Origin of the sequence: Loktanella sp. R86503, assembly GCF_042466455.1 — a bacterium.
Lineage (GTDB): Bacteria > Pseudomonadota > Alphaproteobacteria > Rhodobacterales > Rhodobacteraceae > Loktanella.
Window position 1 is genome coordinate 483,353 of sequence record NZ_JAXHCI010000002.1, and the last position, 17,666, is coordinate 501,018.

The 17,666-nt window shown below is 59.5% G+C and carries 16 protein-coding genes, 2 tRNA genes and 1 riboswitch; of the genes, 7 read left to right on the top strand and 11 right to left on the bottom strand.

The window, feature by feature from the left end:
* Positions 1–136 precede the first annotated feature (136 nt).
* The 4 genes from SJY10_RS03385 (at position 137) to SJY10_RS03400 (ending at position 4,828) form a co-directional block, all read left to right on the top strand.
* On the top strand, positions 137–1,474 hold the full coding sequence (locus SJY10_RS03385; protein WP_386679632.1) for a dicarboxylate/amino acid:cation symporter: 1,338 nt from the start codon (positions 137–139) through the stop codon (positions 1,472–1,474).
* A gap of 71 nt (positions 1,475–1,545) precedes the next feature.
* A riboswitch (TPP riboswitch) is annotated at positions 1,546–1,643 on the top strand.
* Positions 1,640–2,653, top strand: a complete 1,014-nt coding sequence (thiB, locus tag SJY10_RS03390; RefSeq protein ID WP_386679633.1) for a thiamine ABC transporter substrate binding subunit — start codon at positions 1,640–1,642, stop codon at positions 2,651–2,653. It overlaps the preceding riboswitch by 4 nt.
* Positions 2,629–4,155, top strand: coding sequence for a thiamine/thiamine pyrophosphate ABC transporter permease ThiP (locus SJY10_RS03395; RefSeq protein WP_386679634.1), 1,527 nt, complete (start codon positions 2,629–2,631; stop codon positions 4,153–4,155). The genes thiB and SJY10_RS03395 overlap by 25 nt, the downstream gene beginning before the upstream one ends.
* Positions 4,139–4,828 (top strand): ATP-binding cassette domain-containing protein, encoded by a 690-nt coding sequence (locus SJY10_RS03400; RefSeq protein ID WP_386679635.1) that lies wholly within the window; start codon positions 4,139–4,141, stop codon positions 4,826–4,828. Before SJY10_RS03395 ends, SJY10_RS03400 begins: the two co-directional genes overlap by 17 nt.
* Before the next feature lie 65 nt (positions 4,829–4,893).
* Here SJY10_RS03400 and SJY10_RS03405 read toward each other — a convergent pair whose 3' ends face one another.
* Genes SJY10_RS03405 through petA form a run of 3 tightly spaced genes read right to left on the bottom strand, consistent with a single transcriptional unit; the run spans position 4,894 to position 7,709 of the window.
* A complete protein-coding gene (locus SJY10_RS03405) occupies positions 4,894–5,757 on the bottom strand; it encodes a cytochrome c1 (RefSeq protein WP_386679636.1) in 864 nt (287 codons plus the stop codon).
* Between the two features lie 17 nt (positions 5,758–5,774).
* Positions 5,775–7,115 carry a cytochrome bc complex cytochrome b subunit gene (locus SJY10_RS03410; RefSeq protein ID WP_386679637.1) on the bottom strand — a complete coding sequence of 447 codons (1,341 nt, stop codon included), beginning with the start codon at positions 7,113–7,115 and terminating at the stop codon, positions 5,775–5,777.
* A 12-nt stretch (positions 7,116–7,127) separates the two neighbouring features.
* The gene (gene petA, locus SJY10_RS03415) at positions 7,128–7,709 is read right to left on the bottom strand and encodes a ubiquinol-cytochrome c reductase iron-sulfur subunit (protein ID WP_386679638.1); all 582 of its coding nucleotides are present in this window, start codon (positions 7,707–7,709) and stop codon (positions 7,128–7,130) included.
* A gap of 306 nt (positions 7,710–8,015) precedes the next feature.
* Here petA and SJY10_RS03420 point away from each other — a divergent pair, with 306 nt between their 5' ends.
* Positions 8,016–8,663 (top strand): outer membrane protein, encoded by a 648-nt coding sequence (locus SJY10_RS03420; RefSeq protein WP_386679639.1) that lies wholly within the window; start codon positions 8,016–8,018, stop codon positions 8,661–8,663.
* 3 nt (positions 8,664–8,666) lie between these two features.
* On the opposite strand, the gene SJY10_RS03425 is transcribed toward SJY10_RS03420, so the two are convergent.
* From SJY10_RS03425 to dapF, 3 genes are all read right to left on the bottom strand, one after another.
* Positions 8,667–9,272: a glutathione S-transferase gene (locus SJY10_RS03425; RefSeq protein ID WP_386679640.1), complete on the bottom strand. Its 606-nt coding sequence runs from the start codon at positions 9,270–9,272 to the stop codon at positions 8,667–8,669.
* Positions 9,273–9,399: 127 nt separating this feature from the next.
* On the bottom strand, positions 9,400–10,656 hold the full coding sequence (gene mtaB / locus SJY10_RS03430; RefSeq protein ID WP_386679641.1) for a tRNA (N(6)-L-threonylcarbamoyladenosine(37)-C(2))-methylthiotransferase MtaB: 1,257 nt from the start codon (positions 10,654–10,656) through the stop codon (positions 9,400–9,402).
* Complete coding sequence (gene dapF / locus SJY10_RS03435; protein WP_386679642.1) at positions 10,649–11,458, bottom strand: diaminopimelate epimerase; 810 nt, start codon at positions 11,456–11,458, stop codon at positions 10,649–10,651. The genes mtaB and dapF overlap by 8 nt, the downstream gene beginning before the upstream one ends.
* A gap of 98 nt (positions 11,459–11,556) precedes the next feature.
* On the opposite strand from dapF, the gene SJY10_RS03440 reads away from it, so the two are divergent.
* Positions 11,557–11,632, top strand: a tRNA-Lys gene (locus SJY10_RS03440).
* A gap of 103 nt (positions 11,633–11,735) precedes the next feature.
* Here SJY10_RS03440 and recR read toward each other — a convergent pair.
* The 5 genes from recR to SJY10_RS03465 form a co-directional block, all read right to left on the bottom strand.
* Entirely contained in the window at positions 11,736–12,329 is a 594-nt protein-coding gene (recR, locus tag SJY10_RS03445; protein WP_386679643.1) for a recombination mediator RecR, read from the bottom strand.
* Positions 12,330–12,395: 66 nt separating this feature from the next.
* Complete coding sequence (locus tag SJY10_RS03450; RefSeq protein ID WP_386679644.1) at positions 12,396–12,740, bottom strand: YbaB/EbfC family nucleoid-associated protein; 345 nt, start codon at positions 12,738–12,740, stop codon at positions 12,396–12,398.
* Between the two features lie 64 nt (positions 12,741–12,804).
* Positions 12,805–14,556 carry a DNA polymerase III subunit gamma/tau gene (locus tag SJY10_RS03455; protein WP_386679645.1) on the bottom strand — a complete coding sequence of 584 codons (1,752 nt, stop codon included), beginning with the start codon at positions 14,554–14,556 and terminating at the stop codon, positions 12,805–12,807.
* 31 nt (positions 14,557–14,587) lie between these two features.
* Positions 14,588–16,036 (bottom strand): UdgX family uracil-DNA binding protein, encoded by a 1,449-nt coding sequence (locus SJY10_RS03460; protein WP_386679647.1) that lies wholly within the window; start codon positions 16,034–16,036, stop codon positions 14,588–14,590.
* Entirely contained in the window at positions 16,037–17,269 is a 1,233-nt protein-coding gene (locus SJY10_RS03465; RefSeq protein WP_386679649.1) for a putative DNA modification/repair radical SAM protein, read from the bottom strand.
* Between the two features lie 237 nt (positions 17,270–17,506).
* Here SJY10_RS03465 and SJY10_RS03470 point away from each other — a divergent pair.
* Positions 17,507–17,596 (top strand) — tRNA-Ser (locus tag SJY10_RS03470).
* Positions 17,597–17,666 lie beyond the last annotated feature (70 nt).

Genomic DNA, 17,666 nt, shown 5'->3' on the forward strand with positions numbered 1-17,666 from the left:
AGGCAAAAGACCGGGCAGTAAGCGGTTGTATTTTAAGCAGATGCACAACCCTTGAATGTTTTTGTCGCCAAAAATTCATTTCTGTGACAGCCTGAACGCCAGAAAGCCTGACTTTTCATGATGAAGGAGCTGCCTCATGACAGATGCAAGTCAAACCTCCCCGCCCGTGCATGACGGTAAAATGTCACTGACCATGAAGATTATGCTGGCGATGGGGCTTGGCATCGTTGTTGGCGTCATTCTGAACGCGCTGGATGTTGCCTTTATCAATACGCATATTGTGGCCGGCTTTTTTGGCATGATCGGAACGATGTTCGTCAATGCCTTAAAAATGCTTGTTGTGCCGCTGGTGTTCTTTTCGCTGATCGGCGGTGTTGCCGGAATTGGCGATGTGCGTGTGTTGGGCCGTGTCGGCACCAAATCCTTTGGGCTTTATCTGGCGACCACAGCCTTGGCGATCACTGTCGCGCTTGTGCTGGCCACGGTTGTCGGGCCGGGCACAGGGTTTGACATGACCGGTATCGATGCCAGCAATATTTCCGCAGCCGAGGCACCAAGCGTCTGGAACGTCTTTGCCGCCATCGTGCCGACCAATCCGATTGCCGCCTTTGCGTCGGGCGAAATGCTGCAAGTCATTTTTTATACGGTCGTTCTGGGCATAGCGGTGCTGATGCTGGGTGATCGGTCCAAGCCGTTTATCGAAGCTTGCGATTACATGAACGAAGTGATGATGAAGATTGTCGATCTGGTCATGCGCGCAGCGCCCTACGGTGTGTTTGCCCTGATTGCAAAAACGTTCGCAGAGCAGGGGCTTGGGCTTTTTATGCCGGTTATTGCCTATGTGCTGACGCTTGTTGCGGCGTTGATGATCCACTTGTTTGTCACGCTGCCTGCCATGCTGAAACTGCTGGCAGGGCTGAATCCGGTCACCTTTATGAAAAAGATGCGGCCAGCGCAGATATTTGCCTTTTCGACCGCATCGTCAAACGCCACCATCCCCGTGACTTATCAGTGTGCGACAGAACGGGTGGGCGTGGATGAAAGCGTTGCGTCCTTTTGCATCCCCTTCGGTGCAACCATCAACATGGACGGCACCGCGATCATGCAGGGTGTGGCGACAGTGTTCCTGGCGAATGTGTACGGCATCGACCTTGGCCTGATGGGCTACCTGACCGTGATCGGCATGGCTGTGCTGGCGTCGATCGGCACGGCTGGTGTGCCAGGTGTCGGCTTGGTCATGCTGACCATGGTGCTGACGCAGGTTGGCCTGCCGATTGAAGGGATCGCGATCATTCTTGGCGTGGACCGCCTGATGGACATGATCCGCACAGCGGTGAACATCACCGGTGATGCCATTGTCACCACCATTGTCGCCAAGGGTGAAGGCAAGATCGACATGGGGATCTTTGACAATCCCGATGCCGGCACGACCGGCGAAGGAGAGGCGCATTTGCCCGACCATGCCATCGTCTGAAGGGTGCAACATCGTTCAAAAGGGCCGCAGCATTTGCGGCCCTTTTCATTTCGCAGGCCGATTGTTAACGTCATGCAACCTCGGGGGGCCAATCCGGCTGAGATGCGCAAGCGGACCCGTTGAACCTGAACCGGTTAAGACCGGCGGAGGGAAGGTCCGGCAATCATGCTGTCCCCCATTCCGCCCGTCGTTTTGGAGGATGACATGACGACCAAACTCTTGAGCGTCGGCGCGATCCTGTGTGCAAGCACAGCTTTCGCCCAGACCCCAACCCTGAATGTGCTGACCTACGACAGCTTTACATCCGAATGGGGCCCCGGCCCCGCGATCGAGGCGGCGTTCGAGGCAGAATGCGCTTGTGATCTCGTGTTTACCGGCGCGGGAGACGGCGCGGCCCTGCTGGCGCGGCTGCAACTGGAAGGCACGCGCACGGATGCGGATATCGTGCTGGGCCTTGATACAAATCTGACCGCTGCAGCCCGCGATACCGGTCTGTTTGCACCCCACGGGGTCACGGCAGACCTGACGCTGCCTGTTGCATGGGATGATGATACCTTTTTGCCCTTTGACTGGGGCTATCTGGCGTTTGTTGCCAACAAAGACACGCCGGCCGCCGCATCCTTTCGCGCGTTGGCGGATAGCGATTTGAAGGTCGTTATCCAAGACCCGCGATCATCTACCCCCGGGCTGGGGCTACTGATGTGGGTCCATGTCAGCGAAGGCGACGCCGCATCGCAAATCTGGGCCGATCTGGCTGACAATATAGTCACCGTGACCCCGGGCTGGACCGAGGCGTATAACCTGTTTCTAGAAGGCGAGGCCGATGCTGTTCTGTCCTACACGACATCGCCTGCTTATCACCTGATCGCCGAAGAGGACGACAGCAAAACGTCTTGGGCCTTTGACGCCGGGAACTACTTGCAAGTTGAAGTGGCGGCGAAATTGGCCGGAAGCGATCAGCCGGAACTAGCCGACCAGTTCATGGCCTTTATCGCCACCTCCGGTTTTCAAAACGTCATCCCCGAAACGAACTGGATGTATCCCGCAACAGACGTCAGTCTTCCGGATGGGTTTGATACGCTGACCGTGCCGTCCAAAGGCCTCTTGTTGTCATCGCAAGACGCCGCAGGGCTTCGTGACGATCTGGTCGAGGCATGGCGCGCCGCGCTGTCGCAATAATGCGTAGCCTGCCAGCGTGGCTAACCGCCGCGCTGGTGCTGACGCTGACCCTAGGCACGCTGCTTGCGGTTGCCTTGCGCGCCGAGGCAGGGCGCGGGCTGACGCCGGGTGATTGGTCCGCCATCCGCTTTACCGTGATGCAGGCTGCGGCATCTGCAGTCGCGTCCGTTACCTTGGCGATCCCCGTGGCGCGTGCGCTGGCACGGCGGCAGTTTCGCGGACGTGGTGCGCTTGTCATGCTTTTGGGCGCACCATTTATCTTGCCGGTTATAGTGGCGGTTCTTGGTCTGCTTGCGGTCTTTGGTAGAGGAGGATTGCTGAATGCCGGTCTGGAGGCGCTGGGGTTTGGTTCTGTTTCGATTTACGGCGCTGGCGGGGTCATACTTGCCCACGTCTTTTTCAATCTGCCGCTAGCGGTCAGACTTATCCTGCAAGGATGGCTGTCTATTCCGTCAGAGCGGTTCCGTTTGGCGGCCCAGCTCAATGCCCCGATCTGGCGCATTCTGGAGGTGCCGATGCTGGCACGACACGCGCCGGGTGCGCTGCTTGTCATTTTCCTGATTTGCCTGACCAGTTTTGCCGTTGCGCTGACCCTTGGGGGCGGCCCGCGCGCGACAACGGTCGAACTTGCGATTTGGCAGGCGATCCGCTTCGACTTCGATCTGGGCAGAGCCGCGTTGCTGGCTTGTGTGCAATTTGCATTATGTGCTGCGGCGGCCTTGGTTGCGTGGCGTATCACGCCGCTAAGCGGATTTGGTCGCGGGCTGGACCGGACCGTTGCGCGGTGGGATCAAAGCCGCTGGGATTGGGGGTGGCTGCTGTTGGTCACGCTTTTTATCGTGCTGCCGCTTGCCATGATCCTGTGGCGCGGCCTGCCGTCACTGCCCGATCTTGGACCTGATATCTACCGGGCGGCGGGCCGGTCGGCAGGGGTGGCCATTGCCGCGACGGCGCTGACGCTTGTCGGTACGCTTGCGCTTTCCCTTTACGGCGGCGGCCTGGTCATCGTCGTCGGCGCGCTGCCCTTAGCGGCCAGTGCGCTAGTCATGGGAACGGGCCTGTTCGTGATCGTCTTTCCTTTCGTCAATCCGGAGGCAGTGGCTTTGCCGGTGACGGTTGCCGTCAACGCTGTCATGGCCATGCCGTTTGCCTTGCGATTGCTGTCACCGGCTGTGATTGACATCCGTAGCGACTACGGTCCGCTGGCGGAGAACCTAGCGCTGGGATCATGGGCAACACTACGGCTGGTCATTCTGCCGCGTCTGCGCAAACCGCTGGGCTTTGCCGCAGGACTGACGATGGCACTGTCGATTGGCGATCTGGGTGTCGTCGCGCTGTTTGCGACGCCCGCGCAGGAGACGCTGCCGCTGGCTATGTACCGGTTGATGGGGGCCTACCGGATGGATGCGGCGGCCGGGGCTGCCGTTTTGCTGCTGTTCATGGCGCTGGGCGCATTCTGGATCTGCGATTCGAGGGGGCAGGGCGATGCTGACGCTGGATGACGTAACTGTGGCCAAGGGAACGTTCCGACTGCAGGCAAACATCGCTGTGCCACCCGGTATGACGGCAGTCATCGGCCCATCGGGCGGTGGCAAGTCCACATTGCTGAGCGCGATTGCAGGGTTCGAGCCTGCCGTGTCAGGGCGGATCAAATGGGGCGACGTCGATCTGTCTGAACAAGCGCCGGGCCAGCGACCCGTGACCATGCTGTTTCAGGATAACAACCTTTTCCCGCACCTGACGACCGCCCAGAATGTCGGGCTGGCGCTGGCCCCTCGACTGAAGCTGAGCCAGCCGCAATTGATGCGCGTGGAGGCCGCTTTGGAGGACGTGGGGCTGCCGGGACTTGGCGGGCGAAAGCCGTCTGCATTGTCCGGCGGTCAGATCGGGCGGGCGGCGCTGGCGCGAAGCCTGCTTTCGGATCGGCCAGTTGTGCTACTGGATGAAGCCTTTGCCGCGCTGGGCCCTGCGCTTCGGGCGGAAATGCTGGCCTTGGTGCGTGACCGGATGGCGCAGCAAGGTCGCACTGTCATCATGGTCACCCATGATCCGGACGACGCGCGAAATTTTGCGGATTACGTGATTTTTGTCGCCGAAGGCATCGCACATCCCCCGCAAAAAGCGAGGGCGTTTTTTACGGACCCGTCGCCTGCTGCGCAATCCTATCTTGGCTAGAACATAAAAAAAGGCCCGCCCCCTATCTGGGGCGGGCCTTTTGCCGTCAGACTTCGGCTTGCGCCTTAGTCCTTCAGCTTGTTCTTGTGTGGTGCCCAAAGGCGCTTGTTCGTCAGGTACAACAGCACCGACAGCAGCGACAGAAAGATGACGCCGGTCAAACCAGCTTGCTTGCGTGCAGTCATCTTGGGTTCTGCTGCCCACATCAGGAATGCGGCAACGTCCTGCGATTCGGATTCCAGTGTCGCCTCGTGGCCGTCATCAAACACCACATCGTCGCCATAAAGCGGCTGAGGCATGGCGATCCAGCTACCCGGTACGGTGTGGTGGCCGTGATCATCCTTGCAGGCATCAGGGAAGCCGCCGTTTGCGAAGGCAACGTTGTAGTAGCCTTCCATCGGGGTTTCCATTTCGGCCGCACAGGCTGGCTCTTCCTCGTAGCCGGCCATCAGGGATGCAAGGTATTCAGCGCCGCCCATGCCGTTGACGAACTGGCTGATGCCCGTGCCATAGGGGCCGTGGAAGCCAGCGCGCGACTTGGCCATCAAGGACAGGTCAGGCGCGTTCGACAGGGACGATGCGGGATAGTAGTCCGCCGGTGTCGCAGCGCGGTAGTCGCCTGCACCGTCGGCAAGCGCCGGATCGAAGACTTCGAAGTTTGCCGCATAGGCGCGCATCTGGTCTTCTGGCAAGGCAGGGCCTGTTTCGTCATGCAAGGTGCGGAACGCAACGCGTTCCAAACCGTGGCATGCAGCACAGACCTCTGTATAGATCTTCAGGCCGCGCTGCAGCTGCATGGTGTCATAGCTGCCGAACGGACCTTCGAAGGGGAAGTCGTAGTCGTGAATTTCGACTTCGGATTCGGCCGAAGCGGCACCGGCGGAAATCGCCAGTGCTGCCATGGCCGTCAGGGTGAGTTTGCGAAGCATGGTCACTTGGTCCTTTCTCACTCGGCCGGGTTCACGATGGTTTTTGTCCCACCGGTCGGCGCGTAGTGCGCGTTGAAGTCGTCTTCGATCGTTGCTGGCGGTGTCAGCGGTTTTTCCATCACGCCAAGCAGCGGCAGAATGACCAGGAAGTAAGCGAACCAGTAGGTGGCAGCGATCAGGGAAATCCAGTCATAGGGGAATTCCGCGGGTTGGGCACCGACCCACATCAGCACGATGAAGTCGACGGCGAGCAGGGCAAAGTACCACTTGAACGTGGGGCGGAAACGGCCCGAACGCACAGACGAGGTATCCAGCCAAGGTGCCAGCGCCATGACGGCAATGGCACCAAACATGGCCAACACGCCAAAGAACTTAGCGTCGACGATGCCGAAGGTGACCCAGTTGACCAACTGCACAACCCAGACATCAGCCGTGAAGGCGCGCAGGATCGCGTAGAACGGCAGGAAGTACCATTCAGGAACGATATGCGACGGTGTCGCCAGCGGGTTTGCCGGAATATAGTTGTCCGGGTGGCCCAGATAGTTCGGCATGAAACCAACGATCGCCATAAAGACCGCCAGAATGATGGCCAGTGCGAACAGGTCCTTGATCACGAAGTAAGGCCAGAAGGGCAGCGTATCCTTGGCAGCGTCTTCTTTGGATGTACGGCGAACTTCGACCCCTGTGGGGTTGTTGTTACCGGTCGTGTGGAAAGCCCAGATATGAACGATCGTCAGGCCCAGCAAAATAAAGGGCATCAGATAGTGCAAAGAGAAGAAGCGGTTCAGTGCAGGCTGCCCAACGGCAGAAGCACCAAGCAGCCAGGTCTGGATCGACTCGCCGATGAAGGGGATCGCGCCGAACAGGCCGGTGATAACTGCGGTGCCGTGGAACGACATCTGACCCCAGGGCAGAACGTAGCCCATGAAAGCGGTGCCCATCATCAGCAGATACATCAGCATACCGATGATCCACGTCACCTCACGCGGGGCCTTGTAAGACCCGTAGTATAGGCCGCGGAAGATGTGCAGATAAACAGCGATAAAGAACAGCGATGCGCCGTTGGCGTGGAAGTAGCGGATCATGTGACCGCCATTCACATCGCGCATGATGTGTTCGACAGAAGCGAAGGCCAGATCAACATGGGGGGTGTAATGCATGACCAGCACAACACCGGTCGCGATCTGCAGAACCAGTGTGAAAGCCAGGACGATGCCCCAGATCCACATCCAGTTCAGGTTTTTTGGTGTCGGAATGAACAGCGCGTCATGGATCAGGCCAATGATCGGCAGCCGTTTGTTAAGCCACTTTTCACCGCCGGACTTCGGTTCGTAGTGGTCGTGGGGAATACCAGCCATGGGTGTCTCTCCTTAACCGAGTTGAATGGTGGTGGCGTCGATAAACGACGCGACGGGAACGGGCAGGTTGCGCGGCGCAGGCCCTTTGCGAATGCGGCCGGCGGTGTCGTAATGGGACCCATGGCAGGGGCAGAACCAGCCGCCAAAGTCACCCTGTTCGCCCAGAGGCACACAGCCAAGGTGCGTACACACGCCCATTTGCACAAGCCACGCGCCGGGGGCCGCGTCCGACCCTTCGGGGGTCGGCAGGGCACGGTTCGCGTCCGTCGCGTCGCTGCCTGCGGGCAGGTTCGCGTTTTCCGCGCCCTGGTCGGGCAGATCGGCAAGGGCGACAGCCTCTGCTGCCTCGATCTCGGCCGGGGTGCGGTAACGGATGAATACGGGTTTGCCTTGCCACAGCACCGTCAGCTGCGTGCCTTCGCTGACGCCGCTGACGTCAACGCGGATCGACGCAAGCGCCTGAACGTCGGCCGATGGGTTCATCTGGTTGACTAGCGGCCATACGGCTGCGCCGCCAATCACGACGCCAGCACCGGCGGTCGCATAGTAAAGGAAATCGCGGCGTGTGCCCTGATGTTCGTCTGCATGTGACAAAGGGATGTCTCCGGTTAAGTTGGGCGCGCCGCGTGGCGGGCCTGCGAATAACAGCAAGGGCGGCCAATAATGCCACCCTGTATAAGGCGTTGTTTAGCGGCCATGCCCGCGCCAGTCCAGCGGACATTCCCGCGCAGGGCAGGCGATTGCGGCATGAAAGACGCATTTTTAGCAGGATGTGGACCCGTCCCTACCGTTACAGGTCACGCGATTCTGTTTAATATTACGCAAACCAGGGCTTGAGCGGTGACGGGTGGAGACCTAAGTTGCAAGGACAGTCCGAATACATAACCGAAAGATCGCCCGATGCTGCGTACCGCTGCCCTGACCGGAGCCCTTGCCATTCTATTGCCAGCAGCCGCTAGCGCGGAAGTCGAGCTGAGCTTTTACGGTGGCATTCAAAGCGCGCCACATTCGGATGTTTTCACATCCGGCGCTGATGGTTACCCATCAAAGACGCGGGTCAAATGGGAAGGCAAATCCTTCGATGCGCCGCCTTATTATGGAATCCGCGCAACTTACTGGGCGTCCGAAAGCGTTGGCTATGGCCTCGATTTCACGCATACCAAAGTTTATTCCGACGACGAGTCGCGTGAAGGCACACCTTATGAGGTGCTGGAATTCACGGATGGTCTTAACACGCTGACAGCGAACGCGTATCGCCGGTTTGAACCGATGGCTGGCTTCACCCCTTATGTCGGCGCTGGCGTCGGTTTGGCCATCCCCCACGTCGAAGTTTCGAACGGTGCCACGTCGACTGCCGAATATCAGATCACGGGTCCGGCTGCGACGGTGCTGGCCGGCGCAAGCTATGACATCAACGAGCGTATGTCGGTGTTCGGCGAATACAAATTCACCTATTCCCAGAACGAAGCTGATCTGGATGGCGGCGGCACGCTAAGCACCGACATCATCACGAACGCGCTGAATGTCGGCGTCAGTTTCGCCTTTTAAGCGCTAGGCGGGAACAACAGTCGCCTGCATCGAATCGCGTTGCGCAAATATTTCGTGCCACGCGGCTAGACTGTCGTTCCCGGCGCGCCAACTGCGCGCATCATGGCGCAGGTCAAGATAGGACAGCGCGCAGGCCACGCCGATTTGCCCCATGTCAAGCGGACCGCTCAGATGCGATATCCAGCGATCGTCAAGGGATTTGACGGCGCGGCTGACCTTTGCCCACTGGGCATCCATCCACTCTGGCATCTGACGGTCATCAGGGCGCATGCGCGCCTCGTAGGTGATGGCAAGTGCCGCCTCCATGATACCATCTGCCGTCGCCTCGAGCGTGAGAACCTCCCACAGGCGGGGGCTAGGGTAAAAGGCCGTGGCGGCATGGTCGTCAAGAAATCGGGTGATGACGCGGCTGTCATAGATGGCGGGGCCGTGTTCACGCAAAAGGGCGGGGATTTTGCCTAAAGGATTGGCGGCGGCAACGTCATGCGCCGTGGCAAAGGGGGATGTGGTGACATTTACCTCGGCCACGGTGTCCATCAACTGCGCCTCGCGCAGCAAAACGCGGCATTTGCGGGCGAATGGCGAGGCGGGGGACATCAGCAATTTCATGGCGAGGGCTCCTATGCGGTTAGAGCGAGCCAATCACAGGGTATGCCAACTGGCAAGCGGGCAGGGGGCGCTGCCCCCGCCGCCCTGCGGGCAGCCCCCCGGAGTATTTCGGGCCAGATGAAGACTGTCAGGCGCGCAAGACTGTCAGGTCGCAACCCTTGATCGATGCCGTGACGATCTGGCTTTCGGGTTGATCAGTGTCGAAGTGGACTTCGGCAAATTGGGCGGTGCGGCCCATCCGGGGTGATTCCATCAAGATTTGATGGGTCCGGCCGATTTGTGCAGACAGATGGGCTTGAACTGCGGCATCACCGGCTGCGCGCAGACGGGCGGCGCGATCCTTGATCGCGGGGCCGCGGACCTGGGGCATACGTGCGGCGGGGGTGCCAGGGCGCGGTGAGTAAGGGAAGACATGCAACCACGTCAAGTGGCAGTCGTTCACCAGCGCAAGTGAGTTCGCGAAGCTATCCTCTGTTTCTGTTGGGAAGCCCGCGATTATGTCGGCACCAAAGGTCATGTCCGGTCGCAGTTTGCGGGCTTCTTCGGCAAAGGCGATGGCGTCGTCGCGTGAGTGGCGACGCTTCATCCGCTTCAGGATCAGGTTGTCGCCATGCTGCAGGGACAGGTGCAAGTGCGGCATTAAACGAGGTTCGGTCGCAATGGCCTGCATCAAGGCGGGGTCGACTTCGATGGAGTCGATGGAAGAAATGCGCAGGCGCGGCAGGTCCGGAACCAGTTTCAGAATGCGCAGGACAAGATCGCCAAGGCGCGGCGCGGCCGGAAGGTCGGCCCCCCAGGATGTCAGGTCAACGCCGGTCAGCACGACTTCGGCAAAGCCGCGATCCACGAGGCGTTTGATCTGGTCCACCACCACGCCAGCAGGGACCGAGCGGGAATTTCCGCGACCAAAAGGGATGATGCAAAACGTGCAGCGGTGATCGCAGCCATTCTGGACCTGCACATAGGCACGCGACCGGGTTCCAAAGCCGTCAATCAGGTGGCCTGCGGTTTCGGTGACCGACATGATGTCATCGACCTGAACGGGTTCAGTTGTGCCCTTGAAGTCAGGGGCCATTGCGGCCCAGGTTTCCGGCTGCATTTTTTCCGTGTTGCCGATGACCATGTCGACTTCTTCCATTGCGGAAAAGGTGGCAGGTTCGGTCTGGGCGGCGCAGCCGGTGACGATAAGGCGGGCGTTGGGGTGCGCGCGGCGGAGTTTGCGAATGTCCTGGCGGGCCTTGCGCACGGCTTCTGCAGTGACAGCGCAGGTATTGACGACAATGGCGTTCTGCACGCCTGCAGCCTCTGCCAGTTCGGTCATGGCAGCGGTTTCATAGGCGTTCAGGCGGCATCCGTGGTTGGAAAAGATCGGTGCGTCAGACATGCCAGGCTCCGTCAAAGACATGGGCCGTGGGGCCGGTCATCCAGACGCCATCATCGCGCCAGTCGATGTGCAGGGTGCCGCCGTCGAGGTCAATGCGCACGTTGCGCCCCGTCAGGCCCCGGCGCGCTGCGGCGACTGCCGTGGCGCAGGATGAGGAGCCTGAGGCCAAGGTGACGCCGGCGCCGCGTTCCCAGACGCGCATGCGCAGGTGATCAGGGGCAATGACCTGCGCAAACTGGACATTGGTGCGTTCGGGGAAAAGCGGGTGGTGTTCCATCGCGCTGCCGCGTACGGCCAGATCAATGGTGGTGATGTCGTCCACGAAAAAGGTGCAATGCGGGTTGCCCATTCCGGTGGCCGTGGGAGTGCCGTCAATCGGAAGCGATAGCGTATCCATTTCAGATGCAAGGGGCACGTCGGCCCAGTCTAGCAGTGGGAGGCCCATGTTGACGGAGGTCAGGCCATCCCCGGCGCTACGCGCCTGCAGCGTGCCCCGGTCTGTTGTAATGACTAGGCTGTCCGTCCCCCGGTTTGCCATGTCCCAGGCTGCAATACAGCGGGTTGCGTTGCCACAAGCGGCGGAGGTGGAGCCGTCGCTGTTCCAGAATGTCAGATGTAGATCGCCGTCAGGGCTGTCTGTCACTTCGGCCAGTTGGTCAAAGCCGATACCGCGGTGACGGTCGGCCATCGCAATTGCAAGAGCGCTGTCGACGCGCGGACCGGACCGGGCGTCAATAACAACGAAGTCGTTGCCGAGGCCGTGCATCTTCATGAACGGAATGGAAGAGGTTTTGTTCTGCATGGCGCGCCTATACGCCCCGAATGAAACTTTATCCAGAGGAAGCGATATTTCGGGGTTGACCCCACCCGGCACAACGCCTAATTCCCCCCTCGTGGCATGGGCCGGTAGCTCAGTTGGTAGAGCAACTGACTTTTAATCAGTAGGTCTCGGGTTCGGATCCCGACCGGCTCACCACACACTTTACCTTCATATATGATGTTGCAAGTGTGCGGTCACATGACGCCGGCGCAACTGTGCTAGTGTTTGTTGTTACTTCGAATAGTCGCAATGGATGCGGTTATAAGGCTCGCCGTGCACGCAAAGCGGCTGTGATGGTGCCGTCGTCCAGATAATCCAACTCTCCCCCCACGGGCACCCCCTGCGCAAGTGAGGTGACCGTTACATCTGTCAGCTGATCGGCAATGTAATGGGCGGTTGTATGGCCGTCGATTGTGGCACCAAGGGCCAGAATCACTTCGGTCACATTTTCGGAAGTTACACGGTCGAGCAAGCGGGGGATTCGCAAATCTTCCGGGCCAATGGCGTCGAGGGCGGAAAGCGTACCGCCAAGGACATGATAGCGTCCTTTGAATTGTTGGCTTCGCTCCATCGCCCAGAGGTCGGCGACATCTTCGACGACGCAGATTTCACCGTTGGCCCGTCGATCGTCGTTGCAGATATTGCAGATGTCCCCGGCAGCAATATTGCCGCAGTTCAGACATTCGCGCACATTCGCGCCGACGCGCTGCATGGCATCGGCGAGCGGAACAAGCAGCTGACCGCGTTTTTTGACCAAGTGCAGCACGGCACGGCGGGCAGAGCGCGGGCCAAGGCCCGGCAACTTTGCCATCAGTGCAATCAGGTCGGTCAGATCATCCGGGCCATCAGTCATCGCAACGTGTCGCCAAATGCGCCTCCGGCGGGAGTTTGTCTTGCCAGATGAACAGGGGTCCGTGCCTCAAAAAGGCATCTTCATGCCGGGGGGCAGACCGAGGCTTTCTGCGATTTTGCCCATCTCGTCCTGAGCGCGCTCTGATGCTTTGGACTGCGCGTCTTTGATTGCGGCCAAAATCAAGTCCTCGACGACTTCCTTGTCGGATCCGTTAAAAATGCTGGGGTCGATATCCAGGCCAGTCAGCTCGCCCTTGGCGGTGGCTGTCGCCTTAACGAGACCTGCGCCAGCCTCACCGGTGACGGTGATGGTGTCCAGATCGTCTTGCATCTGCGCCATCTTGGCCTGCATATCCTGCGCAGATTTCATCATCTTGGCCATATCGCCAAGACCGCCCAAACCTTTGAACATGTCGGTGTCTCCGTCGTGAGTTATTTATAACAGGTATGTGTGCTGCGGGGCGAAGCAAGGGGGCCTAGCCGTCTTCGAAGGGGTCCCATTCGTCGGGCACTTCTTCCAGCGCTTCGCTTGCTGCCTCTTGGGCGCGGTCGGCTTCAGTCCTGATGTCGGTGATGCGCGCCTTGGGAAAGGTCAGCAGCACGGCCTGCACCAGCGGGTGAGCAGCTGCCTGCTGCTGGAGAGCTGTTGCAGCTGCGTCGCGGACTTCGGCAATCGTTGGTTCGCCTTCGTCATTACTGATGATCACAGCCCAGCGGTTTCCCGTCCAAGCCTGCAGGCGTGCGCCGAGGCGCTGGGTAAGGTCGGACGCGGCATCGCCAGTAGGGTGCACTTCGATGCGGCCTGGCTGGTAACTGACAAGGCGCAGGCCGGTTTCAACCTCCACCAGCAGCTTTACGTCGCGGTGGGCGCGGATAAGGTTCACCACGTCCTCGAACCTTGCGTAGTGCTGCAAGGCCTCTGTCGCCAGTTGCGGCGCGGCAGAGGCTGAGGGGCCAGACGGGCCGCTGTGTGTCGGCGTGTGCGTCTGCGATATTGCCTGCGCTGTGTTGCCAGAGGGTGCCATGCGCGCACCGCTGCCGCCACCGCCAGAGGGGGGCGGCGGGGTTGCATCCTTGAGCTTGCGCACAAGTTCGTCGGGCGTGGGCAGGTCGGCGACATGGGTCAGGCGGATAATGGCCATTTCGGCGGCCATCATCGCATTGGGGGATGCAGCGACCTCTTCCAGCGATTTTAGCAACATCTGCCATTGCCGAGACAGTACGCGCATGGGGACAGCCTGCGCCATTGCCAGACCGCGGGTGCGTTCGTCCGGGCCGATGGTGGGATCGTCCGCCGCGTCTGGGGTGATCTTGATCACGCTGACCCAATGGGTGACTTCGGCCAGATCGCGCAGGATCGCCATGGGGTCGGCCCCATCGGCATATTGCGTCGACAATTCGTTCAGCGCCTCTGCCGCGTCGCCGCGCAAGATCATATCAAACAGATCCAGCACCCGGCCGCGATCGGCAAGGCCCAGCATGGCGCGGACCTGATCGGCCGTGGTTTCACCGGCGCCATGACTGATCGCCTGATCCAGAAGCGAAGTCGCGTCGCGGGCAGAGCCTTCTGCGGCGCGGGTAATCAGGGCGAGTGCGTCATCACTGATTTCGGCTGTTTCAGCTTTGGCGATCTTTTGCAGCAGGCCGATCATAACTTCAGGTTCGATCCGGCGGAGGTCGAAGCGTTGACAGCGGGACAGAACCGTTACGGGGACTTGCCGGATTTCTGTCGTGGCAAAGATGAACTTCACATGAGCTGGCGGTTCTTCCAGCGTTTTCAAAAGCGCGTTGAAAGCGCTTTTGGACAGCATGTGAACTTCGTCAATAATGAAAATCTTGAATCGCGCGGAGACGGCGCGGTAGCTGACGGTTTCAATGATCGCGTCGCGGATATTTTGCACGCCTGTATTTGACGCGGCGTCCATTTCCATGACGTCGACGTGCCGCCCTTCCATGATGGCGACGCAGTGTTCGCATTTGCCGCAGGGGTCCGTCGTGGGGCCGCCGTTGCCGTCCGGCCCGATGCAGTTCATGCCTTTGGCGATAATGCGGGCGGTTGTCGTTTTGCCGGTGCCGCGAATACCCGTCATGATAAAGGCCTGCGCAATCCGGTCGGCTGCAAAGGCGTTTTTCAATGTGCGGACCATCGCATCCTGACCAACAAGGTCGGCAAATGTCTCTGGCCGGTATTTGCGGGCGAGGACCTGGTAGGCGGGTTTGTCGGACATGGGCGCTTTCTGATTGCGGGTCGCGGGCAATCTATGCGCTGCGCGCCGCCGCGTCCACCAACGGTGTGGATTGCGCCAAGGTTTCGATGGCAAGCATCAGATCTGCGACGAAGGCATCTTCTGCCGCTGCGCGATCTGCTGGCGGCATCCGCAGCAAAGCACTGGGATGCAAGGTAATCAGAACGGGGCCATGGGGCGTTTGTTCAATCGTGCCGCGCCGCGCCGTGACGCCTTTGGCATTGCCCGTCAATGCCCCCATTGCCGTCGCCCCAAGCGCCAGCGTCAAGCGTGGTTTCAGCAAGGTGCGTTCACTGTCGAGCCAGAATTTGCAGTGACTGACTTCTGACGTGTTCGGGTTCACGTGCAGGCGGCGTTTGGCACCTTCCTTGAACTTAAAGTGCTTCACGGCGTTCGTCACATAGGCTTGCCTGCGGTCGAGTCCGGCCCGCGCAGCAAGCTGGTCAAAAAGCTGGCCTGCTGGGCCGACGAATGGTTTGCCGGCTAAATCCTCTTGATCGCCGGGCTGTTCACCAACGATCATCAGTGGCGCATCATGGGGCCCATGGCCGGGTACGACCTGCGTTGCCGGGCCATGCAGCGGACAACGGGTGCAAGCTGACAGGCCCGCGTTCAACAAGTTCCACGATGCTGGTTGCGGCACGGCTTGCAGTTGTTCGCGGATGCGGGCAACGCGGGCGGGTTCCAACGTGGGTGCCGTGGCGGCCATTTCGCGCACGCGTGCCTCTGCATTGGCGATCAAACTAGGAATAAACTGCGCCTCTGGCAGGTTCTTCCAATATTTCTTTGGCATCTCTGATGTCATCGCGGATACCTTCAGCCGCGCAGGATTAAAGATGTTCTGGAAATAGGTCCCCCAAAGCGCCTCTGCCGCGTCTTCGGGAAGGTCGGGCTTTTCCCGCCCTTCGTGGAAAGTCAGATTGCCGTCGGTGAACTTGGCCGTGACGTCTGGGGTCACGATCATCCAGTCCATATCGGCAAAGCGGCGTGCAAAGAATGGCGCGCAGGGTTCGAGCGAATGATGGGTGGGTTCGAACCAAGCAGCAAAGCTGCGCCGCGCGCCGCCGGTGCGTAGATCGCGAAACCGCACAAAGGCGCGCATTTTGTGTTTGCAGCGATGGACCGCCTTTTCCATCTGGCGCAGGCGGGCCAGTTCGGTATCGGCGCGGTCGGCCATGATCCCTTTTTCCAAGCGCAATCGCCAAAGCAAGGCATAAAGCCGCGCAAAGCGTTCAGGATCTTTATGCCAGACGACCCAACGCGCCATTTCCACGAAATCGGCGGGCACCTTGATTGCCTGCCGTGTTGTTGGTGGCGGTATATCGGTTGCGAACAATTCGTTTGATGTGCCGTCCCAGTCCCAACAAACCTGTTCGGGCGGTACGCGTGCAGCAAGTAAGGCACGCGCGGCGTCGCGCCACGCGTCCCAAGTGCCAATGCGGGGCAAGGGTACTGTGAACATTTAGAATAGCGTCAATTGTTCGGGGGGCGGTGCAAAGCGCGCACGCAGGTTCGCGCTGTCCGTCAGGTCGCCGGGGGTCCAGTCCAATGCGGTTACGAAGGCCTGCGCCTTTTTCAGGGATGCACCAAGGCGCAACAGGTCGTCATAGCGCAGCGTACGATGACGCCGCGTTGTCAGGATGCGATTGACTGTTTTGGTGCCGAACCCCGGCACCCGCAGCAACATGTCGCGGCTGGCCTTGTTGACGTCGACCGGAAACAAATGGCGGTTCTGCAATGCCCAGGCCAGCTTTGGATCAATTTCGAGGTCAAGATTTCCTTGATGGGCGACAGATGTGATTTCATCGGCACCAAACCCATAAAAGCGCATCAGCCAATCCGCCTGATACAGACGGTGTTCGCGCATCATTGGAGGCTTGATCAAGGGAAGCTTTGCCGTGCTGTCCGGAATTGGCGAGAAAGCTGAATAATAGACCCGCCGCAGTTTGTAGTCGCCATAAAGCGAGGTTGATCGCGTCAGGATCGTAGCATCCGTCGCCCCATCCGCACCGACAATCATCTGAGTCGATTGTCCGGCTGGTGCAAACGCCGGGGGGCGTTTTCCCGTATGACTGCGATCCTTTGACGCCGTGCGCAGCCCGCGCACATTGCCCATGGCCGCGCGAATGGTCGTCGGGTTCTTTTCCGGGGCAAAAGCCTGAACCGATCTGTCTGTTGGAAGTTCGACATTGATCGACAGGCGGTCTGCATAAAGGCCAGCTTCTGCAATAATTTCGGGCGAGGCGTCGGGGATTGTCTTGAGGTGAATGTAGCCGCGGAAATTTTCGACCGTCCGCAGGCGTTTTGCGATGCGCACCATGTCCGACATCGTGTCGTCAGGGTTTCGAATAACCCCAGAGGACAAAAACAGACCTTCAATATAATTGCGCCGATAAAACTCGAGCGTCAGACTGACAACTTCATCAACGCTGAACCGCGCCCGCGCCACGTTAGACGACACGCGGTTGACGCAATAGGCGCAGTCATAGATGCAAAAGTTCGTCATCAGAATTTTTAGCAAACTGATGCAGCGACCATCAGGCGCGTAGGCATGACAGATGCCCGATCCTTCTGTACTGCCAAGCCCCTTGCCATCCCGGCTATCGCGCCGGGTGGTGCCACTTGACGCGCAGGATGCATCATAGCGGGCCGCGTCGGATAAAATTGCAAGTTTTTGCTGAAGTGTTTGTGCCATAAGTTCATGTTATGTTCTTCGCGCCTCACTTTCAAGCGGGCTGAGCGAAAGTTCAGGCGCAAGTTCATCATGGGCTAATCTGGGTTATATTTCGCTAATCCGGGCCAGCGGATGTGCAGCGTCATTTTTACGGCAGGAATGCCATTAAACCAGGTGAAATCCGCTATTTCGACATGAACGCAAAACTAGCTTATTTTTCGCTTGTTTCATTGGCCCGCCACACATAAAAGCGGCCTCGGAGACGTGGCCGAGTGGTCGAAGGCACGCCCCTGCTAAGGGCGCATACCGGCAACGGTATCGAGGGTTCGAATCCCTTCGTCTCCGCCAGACTACCTTCAACGCTCCTCCGGTTTCTTCAAAGATGAATGCCTTCGGGCGCTGTTTTCCCTGTTTTCAG